18 protein-coding genes are annotated in these 17,698 nt (G+C 54.2%); 5 read left to right on the forward strand and 13 right to left on the reverse strand.

All coding sequences use genetic code 11. The features are described 5' to 3' along the window. Nucleotides 1-12 precede the first annotated feature (12 nt). The 6 genes from FZF21_RS21670 to fdhD all read right to left on the reverse strand — a co-directional run bounded on the left by FZF21_RS21670 (nucleotide 13) and on the right by fdhD (nucleotide 6,181). Nucleotides 13-612 carry a hypothetical protein gene (locus tag FZF21_RS21670; RefSeq protein WP_017382680.1) on the reverse strand — a complete coding sequence of 200 codons (600 nt, stop codon included), beginning with the start codon at nucleotides 610-612 and terminating at the stop codon, nucleotides 13-15. After that, on the reverse strand, nucleotides 603-3,026 hold the full coding sequence (locus FZF21_RS21675; protein WP_149121141.1) for a fimbrial biogenesis usher protein: 2,424 nt from the start codon (nucleotides 3,024-3,026) through the stop codon (nucleotides 603-605). The genes FZF21_RS21670 and FZF21_RS21675 overlap by 10 nt, the downstream gene beginning before the upstream one ends. Before the next feature lie 26 nt (nucleotides 3,027-3,052). Further along, nucleotides 3,053-3,739 (reverse strand): fimbria/pilus chaperone family protein, encoded by a 687-nt coding sequence (locus FZF21_RS21680; RefSeq protein ID WP_015569918.1) that lies wholly within the window; start codon nucleotides 3,737-3,739, stop codon nucleotides 3,053-3,055. Between the two features lie 77 nt (nucleotides 3,740-3,816). Then, nucleotides 3,817-4,530, reverse strand: a complete 714-nt coding sequence (locus tag FZF21_RS21685) for a DUF1120 domain-containing protein (protein ID WP_015569917.1) — start codon at nucleotides 4,528-4,530, stop codon at nucleotides 3,817-3,819. Between the two features lie 487 nt (nucleotides 4,531-5,017). Beyond that, entirely contained in the window at nucleotides 5,018-5,230 is a 213-nt protein-coding gene (locus FZF21_RS21690) for a DUF1471 domain-containing protein (protein ID WP_047736684.1), read from the reverse strand. Nucleotides 5,231-5,344: 114 nt separating this feature from the next. Further along, entirely contained in the window at nucleotides 5,345-6,181 is an 837-nt protein-coding gene (gene fdhD, locus FZF21_RS21695; protein ID WP_017382677.1) for a formate dehydrogenase accessory sulfurtransferase FdhD, read from the reverse strand. Between the two features lie 371 nt (nucleotides 6,182-6,552). On the opposite strand from fdhD, the gene fdnG reads away from it, so the two are divergent. Genes fdnG through fdhE form a run of 4 tightly spaced genes read left to right on the forward strand, consistent with a single transcriptional unit; the run spans nucleotide 6,553 to nucleotide 12,076 of the window. Continuing rightward, on the forward strand, nucleotides 6,553-9,603 hold the full coding sequence (gene fdnG / locus FZF21_RS21700; protein ID WP_085929672.1) for a formate dehydrogenase-N subunit alpha: 3,051 nt from the start codon (nucleotides 6,553-6,555) through the stop codon (nucleotides 9,601-9,603). Between the two features lie 12 nt (nucleotides 9,604-9,615). Beyond that, a complete protein-coding gene (gene fdxH / locus FZF21_RS21705) occupies nucleotides 9,616-10,518 on the forward strand; it encodes a formate dehydrogenase subunit beta (protein ID WP_014072386.1) in 903 nt (300 codons plus the stop codon). Then, nucleotides 10,515-11,150 (forward strand): formate dehydrogenase cytochrome b556 subunit, encoded by a 636-nt coding sequence (gene fdoI / locus FZF21_RS21710; protein ID WP_015569914.1) that lies wholly within the window; start codon nucleotides 10,515-10,517, stop codon nucleotides 11,148-11,150. The genes fdxH and fdoI overlap by 4 nt, the downstream gene beginning before the upstream one ends. Further along, nucleotides 11,147-12,076: a formate dehydrogenase accessory protein FdhE gene (fdhE, locus tag FZF21_RS21715; RefSeq protein WP_149121140.1), complete on the forward strand. Its 930-nt coding sequence runs from the start codon at nucleotides 11,147-11,149 to the stop codon at nucleotides 12,074-12,076. Before fdoI ends, fdhE begins: the two co-directional genes overlap by 4 nt. Before the next feature lie 39 nt (nucleotides 12,077-12,115). Here fdhE and FZF21_RS21720 read toward each other — a convergent pair whose 3' ends face one another. Then, nucleotides 12,116-12,487 carry a type II toxin-antitoxin system VapC family toxin gene (locus FZF21_RS21720; RefSeq protein ID WP_017382676.1) on the reverse strand — a complete coding sequence of 124 codons (372 nt, stop codon included), beginning with the start codon at nucleotides 12,485-12,487 and terminating at the stop codon, nucleotides 12,116-12,118. A 2-nt stretch (nucleotides 12,488-12,489) separates the two neighbouring features. After that, nucleotides 12,490-12,732 (reverse strand): ribbon-helix-helix domain-containing protein, encoded by a 243-nt coding sequence (locus FZF21_RS21725; RefSeq protein ID WP_015569912.1) that lies wholly within the window; start codon nucleotides 12,730-12,732, stop codon nucleotides 12,490-12,492. A gap of 198 nt (nucleotides 12,733-12,930) precedes the next feature. Between FZF21_RS21725 and FZF21_RS21730 the strand changes: the two genes are divergently transcribed. After that, nucleotides 12,931-13,851, forward strand: coding sequence for an alpha/beta hydrolase (locus tag FZF21_RS21730; protein ID WP_045142559.1), 921 nt, complete (start codon nucleotides 12,931-12,933; stop codon nucleotides 13,849-13,851). Nucleotides 13,852-13,859: 8 nt separating this feature from the next. Here the strand turns inward: FZF21_RS21730 and fabY are convergent, their stop codons facing one another. The 5 genes from fabY to FZF21_RS21755 all read right to left on the reverse strand — a co-directional run bounded on the left by fabY (nucleotide 13,860) and on the right by FZF21_RS21755 (nucleotide 17,673). Next, a complete protein-coding gene (gene fabY, locus FZF21_RS21735; protein ID WP_015569910.1) occupies nucleotides 13,860-14,801 on the reverse strand; it encodes a fatty acid biosynthesis protein FabY in 942 nt (313 codons plus the stop codon). Between the two features lie 44 nt (nucleotides 14,802-14,845). Further along, nucleotides 14,846-15,283: a D-aminoacyl-tRNA deacylase gene (gene dtd / locus FZF21_RS21740; protein WP_015569909.1), complete on the reverse strand. Its 438-nt coding sequence runs from the start codon at nucleotides 15,281-15,283 to the stop codon at nucleotides 14,846-14,848. Continuing rightward, nucleotides 15,280-16,161, reverse strand: a complete 882-nt coding sequence (locus tag FZF21_RS21745; RefSeq protein ID WP_003861949.1) for a virulence factor BrkB family protein — start codon at nucleotides 16,159-16,161, stop codon at nucleotides 15,280-15,282. The genes dtd and FZF21_RS21745 overlap by 4 nt, the downstream gene beginning before the upstream one ends. Next, nucleotides 16,155-16,754: a glucose-1-phosphatase gene (gene yihX, locus FZF21_RS21750; protein WP_017694048.1), complete on the reverse strand. Its 600-nt coding sequence runs from the start codon at nucleotides 16,752-16,754 to the stop codon at nucleotides 16,155-16,157. Before yihX ends, FZF21_RS21745 begins: the two co-directional genes overlap by 7 nt. A 118-nt stretch (nucleotides 16,755-16,872) precedes the next feature. Further along, nucleotides 16,873-17,673: a DeoR/GlpR family DNA-binding transcription regulator gene (locus FZF21_RS21755; protein WP_003861944.1), complete on the reverse strand. Its 801-nt coding sequence runs from the start codon at nucleotides 17,671-17,673 to the stop codon at nucleotides 16,873-16,875. Between the last annotated feature and the right edge of the window lie 25 nt (nucleotides 17,674-17,698).

Here is a 17,698-nt window from a genome sequence, read left to right on the forward strand (position 1 = left end):
GGGACAGAACGATTAGCGCGCAGGAAGCGTATCGACGTTAAGCGTCAGCGTTTCTTCAAAATCCGTGGTGTTAGTAACGCTAAACGCCTTGTCAGAAAGATAGGTCGTGATCATCATAGTGGCGACAAACTGCTCGCCCGCCACTTCTGTACCGTTTACCGCCGCCAGCGCTTTTTCCGGCTTCAGCGTCACCTGAGAAGCGCCTCCCTGAACGGCTACCGCGCCAATATCGACCGCGGCCAGCTGCACGGGGTTCCCGTCCACCCGCCCATCTTTGAATTCGATTTTCATCGCGCCGCTGTCCGTAAAACGATACGCCAGGTTCTGTCGGGCAATCCCGTCTACGGAGATGCGCATTTTGCGCACATCCGGACACAGCACCGAAACCTGAACTTCACGCATCACAGAAGCATAACCGTTGTACACTTTGCCAATATGTTCAGCGGACGTTTGCCGCATATCCTCTTTACGGTAGCGCCCGTAATCGACTTTCTTCACCGCCGACATCATTTCACAGGCGCCGTCATCGGCCTGCGCCATTCCCGAAAGTCCCGCTGCGCCGCAGAGCAGCATAAGCATCAGCGCGTATTGACGAACGTTATTCAGAGACATTTCCCTGTCACCTCTTCATAGAATTTATTCGGTTCTGCCTCCGGCAGGGTGTACGTCAGCCTGCAACGCCCTTCATCCAGCTTCGCATACAGCTGCTGGCTGGCAGAGATATCGTTCAGGAAGATCACGCCGTCTTCTGGCGCACTCGTCACATACTCCCCTGCCGCGTCCACAATCGAGACACCTTCCGGCAGCGGCGTACCGTCCGCACGGCGTATACTGAGCAGCACGCGGCGCTGGCTTAACGTCGCAAACTCCCACTTCGCCACAGCGCCGTGAGACGCTTTGATCGCTGTTCTGCCATTTCTTACGTCCAGATTGCCTGGCAGGCTTTCCGTGTTGATCTCAATCGTGCTTTCACGGAACGGCGACAGCGCAGGAATAATCGCCTGGCCCCATTTATCGGTCCATACCGCGCCGCGCGGGGTACCTATCTCGATGCCAGCCACCGGTTTATCCAGTCTGGCAATGGCGTACGTATCGGTCACGCGGTAAGGCGAGAAGGTCACCCCGTCGCTGTGGGCGACAATCCCGCCGCTTAATGCTGCTGAGTAGTTGGTATTGCTGTCGTTATCTCCTCCTGCCGCCAGCGCCAGGTTGGTGTAATGCAGATTACTGTTCAGCGAGCTGTCCCAGCTGGTGGTGTTCTCTTCCTGGTCCTGAGTGGCCCCCACCGTGTACTGGTTCTCAGCGTTGAGCGAGCCCATTGCCCGCGTGCCGTAAGAACGCTTACCTTCGCTCTCGCGATACCAGGAGCTGGTTGTCACGCCTGAGCGTCCCAGCGGGATCGACACGTTTACGTAAAACTGATCGTTGTCGCTGCTGTCGTGCCGGCTGACATCCGACTCCCAGTTCACGCTCACGTTGAAGTATTTAAAAGTCTGTGACCACGACGAGATAAACCGGCGACTGTCATAGTCGCTGTTCCAGCTCTCGTTGCGATAATAGCTGAGGGAAAAGCGGCCCAGCGTGGTACTCGACCAGTTGATACCGACGCTGGTGTCGTATTTGGTTTGCGACATATCGTCATCCTCGCCGTAAAGTTCCGCCATCTCGCGATAGTCCGGTGTGCCATAGCTACCGCCCAGCGAAAGCCCAATGCCCCACGGCAGGGAGTAACCCAGATCCAGCGTCGTTTTGTTGCCGTCGGTTTGCGTCTGGTTGTCTATTGACGCCAGAAAACCCAACGAGGCATACAGGTTCTGCATCGGTATGGTATCGAGGTTGCCGGAGAAGCCATAATAGTGGTTATCCGCCATCACCATACCGGCCAGAAAATTGACACGCTTATTGACAGACCAGCCGTTGTTGGCGGACACCACCCACGGATTTTCAAAGCGTGAGTCCATGTCTTCAACGCGGCCCATAGCCAGCGTAAAGCCCGGGGCGCGGCCCACGTGGTTGCTGCGGAATGTGCTCGCCGAAACGGTAAACCGGTTTTCGCTGCCGTCAGTCTCGGTGACCGTTACGTTCAGGTCGGTGTTGAGGTTCGCCAGCGGCACGTCATCCAGGTTGAACGGACCGGCAGGAACCAGCGTTGAGTAAATGAGCTGTCCGCCCTGGCGGATATCGACGCGCGCCTGCGGATTACGGGCAATACCGCTGACTTCGACGCCCGTCCCCACCTGAGGAGTGAGTGCGGTATCCGGCATCATCTGGACCCCGTAAATTCCCGGAATACTGAAGCGGCTGTTGGCGATGTTAATCTGGCCACCCTGCACCATCACGCCATAATCGGTAAAGGTACGCTGGGCATAGGTGTAGAGGGAGTCGACCTCAAAATCCTGATCGCTGCCGTCGCTAATGAACTGCGTGCTGCGCACAATCCAGTCTCCGGCATTAAAGCCCATTTCAAAGGTCGACTGGAAACGGTCAGCGTTCTCATCATCATAGTGATTATGGGTGCCAAACATGGAGTAATTCAGCATGGCTGCACGTCCGCCACGCACCTCGGCGAACTGTCGGCCATAATCAGGGTCGATCGCTTCAGGCGGTACAACAACCGATATTTCATCAATATCCGGCGAAGTCTGAATCGTTGATCCGGACCAGTATTGATAAATCTTCGGGCAGGTGCCTCTTTTCGTCTGTTTAATCAGGCCCGCGTTTTCCAGAAACGCTTTATCAATACAGGGCGTTCCTTCCTCATCAAATTTCACGGGCATAATATTGCGCTGCTTACCATTAATATTAACCGTCACATTATGGTAGCCAGGGGTAAAACGGGGAGTGAGGGAATAGTAATCCGCAATGGCCGGATCAAGCCCGTTATTTTTTAAAGCATCGCTGTCAAATATGGCTCGCGCCAGTTCCAGAGATTCATTCGCATTAGAGGAAATCTCAGCCCGAATATTAAATGCCAGCACGCTAAGGCAAAACACGAGCATTCCCTTTTTACAGGAACCGTTTAACATAACTACTCCATGTTTGTTAAGTGATTTTATTGCTGAAGGTCGGCGATATAATTCCCTGCCTTATAGCCATAACGCGTTGCCGGATAGATTTCGATTTGTTTTTCGGATGCTGATATTTTGGCTGGGGCGCTGGCCGTCATTTTTTCGCCAGGAAGAATGTAAGTCTTAGCTAATGTCGCGATCGTACCCGAGGCCATTAATTTCACCTTTTGCTCCAGTCGGACGACATAAGGCGTATTATTCTCAACCGTGACATTGCCATTTTTTATCTGCCAGGTGAGTGCCTTCCAGGGTTCAATATTTACCGCCAGGCCAGCCGGGTGAATAATGACGGGAAGGTTCTGGCTAAACACCACTTTAACTTTATTTTTTTCACGCTGAGGGATAGCGGTAAAAATGACACGCTTAAAATGTTCCACCTTCAGCGGCTCATTACTGTTTTTCAGCACAAAACGCACGCGCTGGGTTTTACCCGCATCTACGCGCACAACCGGCTGCGTGGCAATCAGACCCGGTTTGGGGTCGTCCGGGAGATCAATAATTTTGGTGTACAGCAGCTGTGCTTCAGCATCGGTGTTTTTAACATCCATGCTGGCCCCCTGCTTGTCTTCATTGACAATAAGCAGCGAGGTATCCGGCACCATCCCGGCAGCCATACCGTTGAACGAGGCCAGCAGGCAGGCACAGATCAGCGTTCTCTTTAAAAGCAGCATAATATTAGTCCATTAATATTGGTATAGGACACCCCACCGAAGTGAGGTGTCAGGTATTTCATGATACGTGGGGGTGATTACAGATAAACCAGCTCAACGTTGGTTAAGCCGTCCAGGGTAGCTTCATCCGTGATATTTAAATCGTTGGTTGGGTTAATCATCGCGGCAATGCCCACGTTGAAGTTAATTTTAGTTTGTGCAACAGGTGCCACTGTACCGGTCGCTTGATCTGTGAAGGAATAAATCTCACTCTTATCAGGTTTCACCTGTAAGTAGCGAAACCCGCTTTTAACTCCCCATGATGCGCCGTTATCGCTGGTGAAGATTGGATAAAGGTTTACACCGTCTCCGTTGGTCGTCGCCCCGTCGGTCTTTTGGATACCCATTGAATAAGCGCCAATCTTCTTATCGCCATACATCCCCAGGCCAGCCGTAAAACCCGCACTGGTAATGAAATCCGAATCAATAAAGTTCACCGGCATATTCTCCGTAGGCGCAGAATCCACATGCGAATCGTTAAAGGTCACGCCAACGCGGGTCGCTTCTTCACAGGTAATAGAAATAGGGATAATTTTAACATCCGCCAGAGGGGTTGGGGTGGTGGAATTCAGACTAGCCACCTTCATGGTACCAAAATCAGCAATACCGCCACCGCTAATAAATGCCGGTGTACAGGAAGACGGAACAATTTTCCCCGTAACCTGAATATCAACACTGGAAGCCGCCATTGCTGAAGACGCCGCTACTGCCAGTACAGATGCCAGCACTCCTTTTTTAAACATCGCGTTCATTTAATTTCCTTATATGAGTTAAATACAAAATAAACCAAAAGAGAAATATTTGGTTTTAGGGGTAAAGATTTAATATTGTTTTTGAAACTATCATCATGAATAACCGGGGTCAATGACTCCGAATCTCTTTAGGATTAAAGCCTGAGGATTTCCTTATTATTTGGGATCAATTATTGATTATTTATATAATAAATCCCGAAATACAGTCTGAAAGACATGAAATCATACATTATTGAAATGAATTAAAAGAACTGGTCAGACCTTGTATTTAGATCATGTATGAGATTGCTGATTTTTAAGTAAGGGTAACTCAACCGGACGGAACATTATAGTTATTATTCAACCAATAAGAAATATCCCGGAGGATATGGCTATTTTCTGTCAGGTTGAAAATACAGGCGGTTTGTACAGGAAGGCGGGATAAAAACAGGGGAGCAGAATGAAACCTGTCCCTGCTCCGAAGAGCAAGGGACAGCGGCTATATGACTTATTTGTTCAGTTTAGCGGTCATGTGTACGCGGTTACCGGTGAATGCCTGGGTAATTTTGTAGGATGACGCGCCCGCTTCCTGAGCCTGTGCGGCGATTTTGGCTTCTGCGCCATCGAGGGTAGAGGCGGATGCAGTCACAGTCTGCGCAGCGAAAGAACCGAAAGAAGCAGCCAGAGCGATTACAGCGACAAAAGTTTTGATGCTTTTCATGAGATAAACCTTTTCGTTAAGTTGTTTAGATAAGGCACCGTGCCTTGATGAGATAAATACTAGCCCTCATCATGAACAACTAAAAGCGGAAGGTTTTGCTATACTCATTCAAAATTACTGATTAACAATTAATCGCTGCGGATGGGTGTAAATTGTCGCCCTGCCCGGCTTGCAGAACCCCACCAGCGTCAGGTTGCAGCGCTCTGCCACTTCGACCGCCAGCGTTGTCGCAGCCGACACCGCAAACAGGATCTCCACGCCGCACATGGCCGCTTTCTGCACCATTTCATAGCTGGCGCGGCTGGAAACGAGCGCGGCCCCTTGCTGCCAGACGGCATCTTCACGCGCGCGACGGCCCAGCAGCTTATCCAGCGCCACATGGCGGCCTACATCTTCATGACCTCCGACGATCTCGCCCGACGGGAGCACCCACGCCGCAGCATGTGTACAGCCGCTCAGCTGACCTATGGGCTGGACATCATTGAGGTGCTCCAGGGCTTTGTCGAGGTTACCGAGGTTGAAGGTCTGGGTAAACGGCAGCGGCGCGACGGGCTTACCGATATCGTTAAGCTGTTCAACGCCGCACACGCCGCAGCCGGTACGTCCGGCCAGCGCCCGGCGGCGCTCTTTCAGCCCCATAAAGCGACGACTGGAGAGTTCGATTTGTACTTCAAGGCCATTACAGGCCTGAACCACATCCATACCGTAGATCTCCTGCGGATGCGCAATGATGCCTTCCGAGAGGGAAAAACCTATGGCGAACAGTTCCAGATCTTTCGGCGAAGCCATCATCACCACATGCGAAATCCCGTTGTAAACCAGGGCAACGGGGACCTCTTCCGCCAGAAAATCCGGCGTGGCATGTGAAATGTGAGGCGGTCTGTGTACCGACAGTTCCACAATGCCCGCAGGCAGTGGCGACACGTGGGCAGCACGGTTTTGTTTAGACACAACGGTATTCCTGAACAACCACGGAAGTGAGCCTGCTATTGCAACACAAACGGCAGGCCTTACGCATAGTATGGATCAACTTTTCAGCAACCATTCTCCTACTCAATACGGAGGGGTGCAACCGATCAGCTGCTACACCTCTTTAACATGCACAGGATAAAATGTGATTGATATCACATTTTATAATCAATGCCGTGATAATACGTTCACTTTGTTTTAACCCCGTTAGAACAGGCGTACCGACATTGTGGTATTCTGGGCTTATCCCTCGGAGAAATGAGGGATTAATGCAAATTTTTCTCCTTTGCGGTTAATTCTCAACCGCAAAGTAAAACTACATAGCAATGTCGTAATGAACCAAGGAGTGACCCATGCAGGTCAGCAGAAGGCAGTTCTTTAAGATCTGCGCTGGCGGTATGGCAGGCACCACGGCGGCGGCACTGGGCTTTGCGCCCGGTGTAGCGCTGGCGGAAACACGGCAGTATAAACTGCTGCGCACCCGCGAAACCCGTAACACCTGTACGTACTGCTCCGTCGGCTGTGGGCTGTTAATGTATAGCCTCGGCGACGGTGCGAAAAACGCCAAAGCATCCATTTTCCACATCGAAGGCGATCCGGATCACCCGGTCAACCGTGGTGCGCTGTGTCCGAAAGGGGCCGGTCTGGTAGATTTTATCCACTCCGAAAGCCGCCTGAAGTTTCCTGAGTATCGCGCTCCCGGCTCTGACAAATGGCAGCAAATCAGCTGGGAAGAAGCGTTCGATCGCATCGCTAAGCTGATGAAAGAAGACCGCGATGCCAACTTTATCGCGAAGAATGCCGAAGGCACCACCGTTAACCGCTGGCTCTCCACTGGCATGCTGTGTGCTTCTGCGTCCAGTAACGAAACCGGCTATTTAACCCAGAAATTTACGCGCGCACTCGGTATGCTCGCGGTCGACAACCAGGCGCGTGTCTGACACGGACCAACGGTAGCAAGTCTTGCTCCAACATTTGGTCGCGGTGCGATGACCAACCACTGGGTCGACATCAAAAACGCCAACCTCATTGTGGTGATGGGCGGTAACGCCGCTGAAGCGCACCCTGTCGGGTTCCGCTGGGCGATGGAAGCCAAAATCCACAACGGCGCAAAGCTGATTGTGATCGATCCCCGCTTTACGCGTACAGCGTCAGTGGCGGATTTCTACACCCCTATTCGTTCAGGTACTGACATCACTTTCCTGTCAGGCGTATTGCTGTACCTGATGACCAACGAAAAATATAACCGCGAGTACACCGAAGCCTATACCAACGCCAGCCTGATCGTGCGTGAGGATTACCACTTCGAAGATGGCCTGTTCAGCGGTTATGACGCCGAAAAACGCAAATACGACAAAACCAGCTGGAACTACGAGCTGGACGAAAACGGCTTTGCGAAGCGCGACACCACCCTGCAACACCCTCGCTGCGTGTGGAACCTGCTGAAAGAGCACGTTTCCCGCTACACGCCGGAGGTTGTCGAAAACATCTGTGGGACGCCGAAGGCGGATTTCCTGAAGGTGTGCGAGCTGATAGCGGAAACCAGCGCGAAAGATAAAACCGCGTCGTTCCTGTATGCGCTCGGCTGGACGCAGCACTCCATCGGCGCGCAGAACATCCGCACCATGGCGATGGTTCAGCTGCTCCTCGGCAACATGGGGATGGCAGGCGGCGGCGTGAACGCCCTGCGCGGTCACTCCAACATTCAGGGTCTGACCGACCTCGGCCTGCTGTCTCAGAGCCTGACGGGTTACATGAACCTGCCGAGCGAGAAACAGACCGATCTGCAAACCTACCTGACGGCCAGCACGCCAAAACCGCTGCTCGAAGGCCAGGTGAACTACTGGGGCAACTATCCGAAGTTCTTCGTCTCGCTGATGAAAGCCTTCTACGGCGACAAGGCGACGGCGGAAAACAGCTGGGGCTTTGACTGGCTGCCGAAGTGGGACAAAGGTTACGACGTACTTCAGTACTTCGAAATGATGCACCAGGGCCAGGTCAACGGCTATATCTGCCAGGGCTTTAACCCGGTGGCGTCGTTCCCGAACAAGAACAAGGTTGTCGAGTCTCTGTCGAAGCTGAAGTTCCTGGTGACGATTGACCCGCTCAATACCGAAACGTCGACGTTCTGGCAGAACCACGGTGAGTCGAACGATGTCGATCCGTCGAAGATTCAGACCGAAGTGTTCCGTCTGCCGTCTACCTGCTTCGCGGAAGAGAACGGGTCTATCGTCAACTCCGGCCGCTGGTTGCAGTGGCACTGGAAAGGCGCGGATGCCCCGGGCATCGCCTTGAACGACGGCGAGATCCTGGCCGGTATCTTCTTACGTCTGCGTAAAATGTACGCGGCTGAAGGCGGCGCAACGCCTGAGCCGGTGCTGAACATGACCTGGAACTACTCGACGCCAGAGAATCCGTCTCCGGAAGAAGTGGCGATGGAGAGCAACGGTAAGGCGCTGGCGGACGTTATCGACCCGGCGACCGGTGCGGTGCTGGCGAAGAAAGGCGATCAGCTCAGCACCTTTGCGCACCTGCGCGATGACGGTACGACCTCCAGCGGCTGCTGGATCTTTGCCGGTAGCTGGACGCCGAAAGGCAACCAGATGGCCAACCGCGATAACGCCGACCCGTCGGGCCTCGGCAATACGCTGGGCTGGGCATGGGCGTGGCCGCTTAACCGCCGCATCCTCTATAACCGCGCCTCTGCTGACCCGCAAGGCAACCCGTGGGATCCGAAGCGTCAGCTACTGAAGTGGGACGGCGCGAAATGGGGCGGCGTGGATATTCCGGACTACAGCACTGCCGCACCAGGCAGCGATGTCGGGCCGTTTATCATGCAGCCTGAAGGGATGGGGCGCCTGTTTGCTATCGATAAGATGGCGGAAGGTCCGTTCCCGGAACACTACGAGCCGTTTGAGACGCCGCTGGGTACCAACCCGCTGCACCCGAACGTGGTCTCTAACCCGGCAGCCCGCATCTTCAAGGGCGATTTTGAAGCGCTGGGTAAAAAGGACAAGTTCCCGTATGTCGGCACCACTTACCGTCTGACCGAGCACTTCCACTACTGGACCAAGCACGCGTTGCTGAATGCCATCGCGCAGCCGGAGCAGTTTGTGGAGATCGGCGAGAAGCTGGCGAACAAACTCGGCATTGCCCATGGCGATACCGTGAAGGTCTCCTCTAACCGCGGCTACATCAAAGCCAAGGCGGTGGTGACCAAGCGTATTCGCACGCTGAACGTTCACGGTCAGCAGGTGGATACCATCGGCATCCCAATTCACTGGGGTTATGAGGGCGTGGCGAAGAAAGGGTTCATTGCGAACACCCTGACGCCGTTCGTCGGTGATGCGAACACGCAGACGCCGGAGTTTAAGGCCTTCCTCGTGAACGTGGAAAAGGTGTAACGGAGACGACTTATGGCTTATCAATCTCAAGACATTATCCGTCGTTCCGCGACTAACGGTTTCACGCCCGCGCCTCAGGCGCGGGACCACCAGCAGGAAGTGGCGAAGCTTATCGACGTGACCACCTGTATCGGCTGTAAAGCCTGTCAGGTGGCCTGTTCAGAGTGGAACGACATCCGTGACGAAGTGGGTCACAACGTCGGGGTGTACGACAACCCGGCGGACCTGACCGCCAAGTCCTGGACGGTAATGCGTTTCTCGGAAGTGGAGCAGAACGACAAACTGGAATGGCTTATCCGCAAAGATGGCTGTATGCACTGTGCGGATCCGGGCTGCCTGAAGGCGTGTCCGTCAGAAGGGGCTATCATTCAGTATGCCAACGGCATCGTCGACTTCCAGTCCGAGCAGTGTATTGGCTGCGGCTATTGCATCGCGGGTTGTCCGTTTGACGTGCCGCGCCTGAACCCGGAAGACAACCGCGTCTACAAATGTACGCTGTGCGTTGACCGCGTAAATGTCGGCCAGGAGCCAGCGTGCGTGAAGACCTGTCCAACTGGCGCTATCCACTTTGGCTCCAAAGAGGATATGAAAACGCTGGCGGCAGAGCGCGTGGGCGAGCTGAAAACCCGTGGTTACGATAACGCAGGCCTGTACGATCCGGCCGGGGTTGGCGGTACGCACGTGATGTACGTGCTGCACCACGCCGACAAGCCGAACCTGTATCACGGCCTGCCGGAGAACCCGGAAATCAGCGCGACCGTGAAGTTCTGGAAAGGTATCTGGAAACCGCTGGCCGCGGTCGGTTTTGCGGCCACCTTCGCAGCGAGCATCTTCCACTACGTCGGCGTTGGTCCGAACCGTGCGGAAGAGGAAGACGACAACCTGCATGAAGAGAAAGACGAGGTGCGCAAATGAGAAAACGTGACACCATCGTGCGCTACACCGCGCCGGAACGCATCAACCACTGGGTCACCGCCTTCTGCTTCATGCTGGCGGCGATAAGCGGGCTGGGTTTCTTCTTCCCGTCCTTCAACTGGCTGATGCAGATACTGGGCACGCCGCAGCTGGCGCGCATCCTTCACCCGTTCGTGGGTGTGGTGATGTTTGCCTCGTTCATCATCATGTTTTTCCGCTACTGGCACCATAACCTAATCAATCGGGATGATATCTTTTGGGCGAAGAATATTCGTAAGATCGTCGTCAACGAGGAAGTGGGTGATACCGGGCGTTATAACTTCGGCCAGAAATGCGTATTCTGGGCGGCGATTATCTTCCTGGTCCTGTTGCTGGTGAGCGGCGTGATCATCTGGCGTCCGTACTTTGCGCCTGCTTTCTCAATCCCGGTGATCCGATTCGCGCTGATGCTGCATTCATTTGCCGCAGTGGCGTTAATTGTGGTTATCATGGTGCATATTTACGCCGCCCTCTGGGTGAAAGGCACCATTACCGCGATGGTGGAAGGCTGGGTCACCAAAACGTGGGCGAAGAAACATCACCCGCGCTGGTACCGAGAAGTCCGCCAGAAACAGGAAAAGTCATCTGAATGAGTATTCGCATAATCCCGCAAGATGAGCTGGGGTCGAGCGAGAAACGTACGGCGGAGTATATTCCGCCGTTGTTATTCCCCAGACTCAAGAACCTCTACAACCGCCGCGCAGAGCGTCTGCGCGAGCTGGCAGAGAACAACCCGCTGGGCGATTTTCTGCGTTTTGCCGCGCTGGTCGCCCATGCGCAGGAAGTGGTGCTGTACGACCATCCGCTGCAAATGGACCTGACCGCACGCATCAAAGAAGCCAATGAGCATGGCAAACCGCCGCTGGATATTCACGTCCTGCCGCGCGACAAGCACTGGCATAAGCTGCTGCATTCCCTGATCGCCGAGCTGAAGCCCGAGATGAGCGGCACGGCGCTGGCAGTCATTGAGAACCTGGAAAAAGCCTCCGATCAGGAGCTGGAAGAGATGGCGAGCGCGCTGTTTGCTTCCGACTTCTCACTGGTGAGCAGCGATAAAGCGCCGTTCATCTGGGCTGCGCTGTCTCTCTACTGGGCGCAAATGGCGAGCCTGATTCCAGGTAAAGCCCGCGCCGAATACGGCGAAGCGCGCCAGTTCTGCCCGGTGTGTGGTTCAATGCCGGTCTCCAGCATGGTGCAAATCGGCACCACTCAGGGGCTGCGCTACCTGCACTGCAACCTGTGTGAAACCGAGTGGCACGTGGTGCGCATCAAGTGCAGCAACTGCGAACAGACCCGCGATCTGAACTACTGGTCGCTGGAAAATGAAGACGCGGCGGTGAAAGCGGAGAGCTGCGGCGACTGCGGGACCTACCTGAAGATTCTGTATCAGGAAAAAGACCCGAAAGTCGAAGCCGTGGCCGACGATCTCGCCTCGCTGATTCTGGACGCGAAGATGGAGCAGGAGGGCTTTGCCCGCAGCTCGATCAACCCGTTCCTGTTCCCGGGTGAAGGGGAGTAATCTCCTGTGAGAGTGCCGGGCGGCGCGAGCTTGCCCGGCCTACACCTGGTAAGGCGTAAGGACCTCGTCAATACCCGCAAAATCTTTCGTGTTGCGAGAAATCAACGGACATTTTCTGCTCTGCGCTGTGGCCAGAATGATAGCATCAGGCAGTTTCATTCCATGCTTCTCACGTAGTAAAACGCTTCTTTCCGCAATATCCCGAGACACATCAATAATTTCAAAAGCGCCCATAACGGCTGCCGTTTTCGCTTCATGACCATGCCTGCGAGCGCCCACCATTACTTCCATCCAGGTAATTAAGCTGATGGCACGATGCGACGCGGTATGCTCAATCGCATCCGCAGCTTCAATACGGTTGTTGAAGAGATCAATGAGAATATTGGTATCAAACACTGCCATGTGCTCCATGATTACCACTCCTCACGCAGCTTGCGTTCATACTCAAGCCCGTCCTCTTTTCTGTCTCCCCACAGACCAAGCGCATTTCGGATAACAGAAGAACTCTGCTGGTCGAGATACAGTTCTATCGCTTCCCGAAGCAGTTCAGCACGTGGCTGATTTCGCAATTGCTTGAGATTATCCAAACGTTGAATCACGTCATCAGACAAATCAATAAGTATTCTGCCCATATCAAGTTCCGCCAAAACGCTCATATATCACCTTAGTATATCATCTTTGGTTAATTTTCAGGCAAAATACTCTTTATCAATTTAGGGTGAAAGGACGTTTTTTAGGGAATGATCGATTTTGCGAGCCACTTTCCACAATATGCACCTCTCAACATTTCTCTGTTTTCATCTGCTGTAAACCAGGCTATAAACTGTATAAAAACACAGTAAAAGGACGTAATCATGGCACTGGAAAAGGGTATTGATAAGCTGGTACAGGAGTTTATTGCCGCAGGACGACCTTCCTCGCGAAAGCAGAGTATTGATGACCGGAGAAGCGGGTATGTCGCCAGCACAGCGCTGGCCGGGGAAACAGAAACGCGTATCCAGGTTGAAACGCTTGTTCTTGAGAATATGACCTTTCGGGTCTTTTCGCCTTTCAATGCCCCTGAAATGTTACCTTGTGCCCTCTACTATCATGGCGGTTGTTTTGTCAGCGGTGGGTTTGAAACCCATGATAATCAGCTTCGCCAACTGGCGTTTTACGGTAACTGCCGGGTCATTGCGGTTCAGTACAGACTCGCACCCGAGCATACTTTCCCCGCTGCGCATGACGATGCAGAGAGAGCGGCAGATCTTGTCTGGCAAAATGCAGAACAATTAGGTGTGGATAAAAACCGGATTACACTTTGTGGAGACAGTGCGGGAGGTCATCTTGCGCTGGTAACGTCATTGCGGCTTAAGGCCAAAGGTCTCTGGGATCCCGCGCAGCTCATTCTTATCTACCCCATGCTCGACGCTACGGCCAGTTTTGAAAGCTATACCCTCAATGGCATGGATTACGTGATTACTCGCGATACCCTTTTGAGCGGCTATGAAATGTATCTGGCTGGAGCCGACCGTCAACATCCTGACGTCAGCCCACTGTGGCGCAACGACTTTAGCGGTCTGCCGAAGGTCCATATTGTTACCGCGGAGTATGATCCGTTACGCGACGAAGGCGAGGCGCTTTATCAGCGCCTCACGGAGCAAGGCGTGAAGTGTACCGCTCAACGATGGCGGGGTGTAATACACGGCTTCTTCCAGTTGGGTGGAATTAGCCAGTCAGCGCGAGACGTTATGCGAGATATTGCCTGGCGCATTAACCATGCCGGGCGAGAGTGAAAAGGAGACTACTCCTCCTCGTTCCCGCCCTCTTCATACGCGCCATACGGCTTCGCTGGCAGAACGATATAGGTGCCTTCAAACACCGCGCCTGGCGTTTCATCGCCGAACAGCTCCACCTGCATCTGTACGCGTGCTTTACGTCCACGCGCCAGACGGTCGAGATCGCCGCCCAGTGCGCCCAGGTCAGCAACCGCGCTCGGCTTGCCGCTGATCGGGGCGCTGTAGCGGATATGGGCATCGGCCAGAATAATGGTGCCGCCGAGATGACGTTCGCGCAGCATCAGCCAGATCAGTCCCCAGCCGGTGAGCGTGGCGAGTGAAAACAGGCTGCCGGCAAACAGGGTATGGTGCGGGTTCTGGTTGCCGGTTTCCGGCATGGTGGTAATAAATTTTTGCCCGGTATATTGCTGAATACGCACACCCATTTTTTCACTGAGCGGAATGTGCTGATACCACGCCTGCTGGAGCTGCCCGCACCAGTCGGCGCGATGGAGAATATCGTCCAGCGTGGCGATGGGTTTGATCATCAAAAAGTGACGAATCGGCGTAGTTTGCGGGGCGGTGATTTCCCCCTGATTCACGAAACCAAGCTTGGCAAAGAACTCAACGGCATCTTCGCGGGCGCTACAGGTGACACGCTTGACCCCTTCCTGACGGGCAACGGATTCCAGCGTCATAGCCATCAGCGTTCCAAGGCCTTTGTCCTGCACGGAGGGATGAACGGCCATAAAGCGGATTGAAGCTTCGTTGTCGGCATTGATATACAGACGTCCCACGGCAACGAGGTTGCCCTCTTCATCAACCACCATCTGGTGGTGCGCCATCGCGTCCCAGGCGTCGCGTTCAGAGCCTTTAGGTTGATGCAGGGGCTTGCGCAGCATTTCCCAGCGGAAATGGTAATAAGCGTCTAATTCTTCTTCCGTTTGCGGTACTCGAAGGTGATACATAGCTGTACTCTCTCTTGTTACCCGCGGCCATGCCGCCAGTTGGCTCATACCTGGAGCCAGAATGTGACGGGGCCATCGTTCACCAGCGAAACCTGCATATCCGCAGCGAATCGTCCGGTTTGTGTATTCATGTCCTGTTGGCGACAGCGCTCAACAAAGTACTCGTAAAGGGCTTCTGCGCGATCCGGTGCCGCGCCCTTCGAAAAACTCGGGCGCATGCCGCGTTCGGTATCCGCGGCCAGCGTAAACTGGGAGACCACCAGCACGCTGCCGCCCGCCTGCTGAACGTTCAGGTTCATCTTGCCTTCCGCATCGCTGAAAATGCGGTAGCCCAGTACGCGCTCACACAAGCGGTTGGCTTTTTGTTCGTCGTCGTCCTTTTCGACACCCAGGAGCACCAAAAGTCCTGGGCCAATTTCACCCGTCACCTCATCCGCCACGGTGACGCTGGCACGGGTTACACGCTGAATCAATGCAATCATGGTTGGTCTGCTTCTTGTTGTTTTTCAGCTTCTGCTGCTTTTTTGAGTTCGCGGTAGACCCCGAGAGTGACAGTTATTTCGGCGCCAAGCAAGACGATACACCACGTCCAGTAGACCCAGACAAACAAAATGGGGATCACCGCCAGCACGCCGTAAATCAGCTGATAAGAGGGGAACATGGTGATATAAAGCGCGAATCCTTTCTTGCCCAGCTCAAAGAGCAACGCCGCGACCAGCGCACCCACCACGGCATCCCGGTTGGGTACGCGCGTGGTTGGTACCACGCTGTAGAGCAGCCAGAACGAAAGCCACGATAAAATCAGCGGGAAGATACGCAGCACGTTATCGATCACGCTGTTTAAGTCGGTCGCCCAGCGCAGCGAAAGAAGGTAGGAACTGATCGCCAGGCTTGCCCCCGCCAGCAATGGGCCAAGGGTTAAAATCATCCAGTAGACGGCAAAGGAGTAAACCTTCGGGCGGACTTTTTTGCTCCGCCAGATGGTGTTGAGCGCACTGTCGATGGAGTACATCAGCAGCAGCGCGGTAACAATAAGCCCACATGCCCCCACCGCCGTCATCTTGCTGGAGTTAGCGACAAACTGTTCAATGTAGTTCTGGATCACATCGCCGGTGGCAGGAATAAAGTTCGCGAAAACAAAATGGCGAAGCTGCATGCTCACATCGGCAAACATCGGAAACGCCGAAAAAAGCGCAAAAATCACCGCCACCAGCGGCACCAGCGAGAGCAAGGACACGTAAGCGAGATTGCCCGCCAGCGTGGTCATGTTGTCCTCGTCAATGCGATGCCAGAGGAGTTTCAGCCACGCCCTCAGCGGGCGCGTGTGGTGATTGGCTTTTTGATGAACGGTTTTTAGCATAACTGCTTCGCAAAGTAGTTCGGTATCGTCTCTTTTCCGGTCACCAGAATGGAGGTGATACCTAACTGATTAGCCCCTTCTATATTATCGGCGTTGTCGTCAAAAAAGACCGCATCCGCCGCCGTGGATCCTTCTTCCTGCAATACCGCCTGATAGATACGCGCCTCAGGTTTACGCATCCCCATCTCCTGGGAGAGATACACCTTATCTGCCGCCGCGTGGATTTCCGGGTATTCATCCGGCCAGAAGGTGGTATGCAGGCGGTTGGTATTCGACAGGACGACGACACGATGCCCCTGCTCGCGCAGCTTGTGCATGATGTCGATCACTTCGGGGCGGATCGCGACAAATATGGCCTGCCAGCCGTGGGAAAACTGCTCGTAGCTTAACGAGAGACCCATTTCCTGACAGAAACGCTCTGCGAACGCTTCATCGCTGATCTCACCGCGCTCGTGCAGATGGAAAGTCTCACCCATCGCGAAATTCTGCTTTAACGTCGCCAGCGGAACACGGCTAAAATCGCTCCATGCGCCCAGCACCCGGTTAAAATCGATATCGACGATTACATTTCCTAAGTCAAAGATATAAAGCATGTTTATCTCCTTTCGCCGTGGAAAAGTAACTGTAGCGGGAAAGAGAAACTTTAGCTATGCGCCAGATTCAGCTTAGAGAAAGGAAAGGCCCGAATCGCAATATCGGGCCATAGGATTTTCAGCCAGCCTGCTGCTCTTCTCCGGAATTGACTTCGACAACCTCAACCTTGCTGGATTTGAGGTGATTTTGCAGCGCCGGGCCGGGCAGCTCATCGGTGAACAGCGCCGTCGCCTGCGCCACGTTGCCGATTTCAACCGCCGCGGAGGCGTGGTATTTCGTATGATCGGCCGCCAGTAAAATGTGACGGGAGTGAGCGATCATGGTTTTCACCACGCTGGCTTCGTTAACGTCAAATTCCATCATCGCGCCGTCGTGCTCTATCGCCCCGACGCTGGTGACCAGGTAATCTGCGCGAAATCCTGACACGAACGCTGTTGCCGCAGGACCGATAATGCCGCCGTTATGCGGGCGCAGCGTACCGCCGGGCACCATCACCTCAAAGCGCGGATTCTTATAAAGAATGTGTGCCACCCTCAGGCTGTTAGTGATGATGCGCAGATGATTATGGTTAAGCAGTGCCCGGGCAACGTGCTCCACGGTCGTCCCGATGGTGATAAAAATGGTCGAACCGTCGGGAATATAGTCCGCAATCGCTTCGGCAATCGCCCGTTTCTCTTCGGTAAGCGAGACTTCACGCTGTTCGAACGCCGTGTTGACCACGCTGGATGCCCTGCCCGCGCCGCCGTGATGACGGGTGATCAGCCCCTGCTCGCTGAGCTTACGGATATCCCGGCGCACGGTTTGCGTGGAGACATCCAGCAGCTGCGCCAGTTCATCAATGTTCATATAGCCGCGATCGGCAATCAGCGTCAGCAGCTGATCGTGACGCGGGTTGCCGGTCAGTTCGGTAAGGCTCATGGGCTGTCCTCTGAAAACCATCACG

This window comes from Enterobacter sp. LU1 (assembly GCF_008271405.2).
In the GTDB taxonomy this organism is placed as follows: domain Bacteria; phylum Pseudomonadota; class Gammaproteobacteria; order Enterobacterales; family Enterobacteriaceae; genus Enterobacter; species Enterobacter hormaechei_C.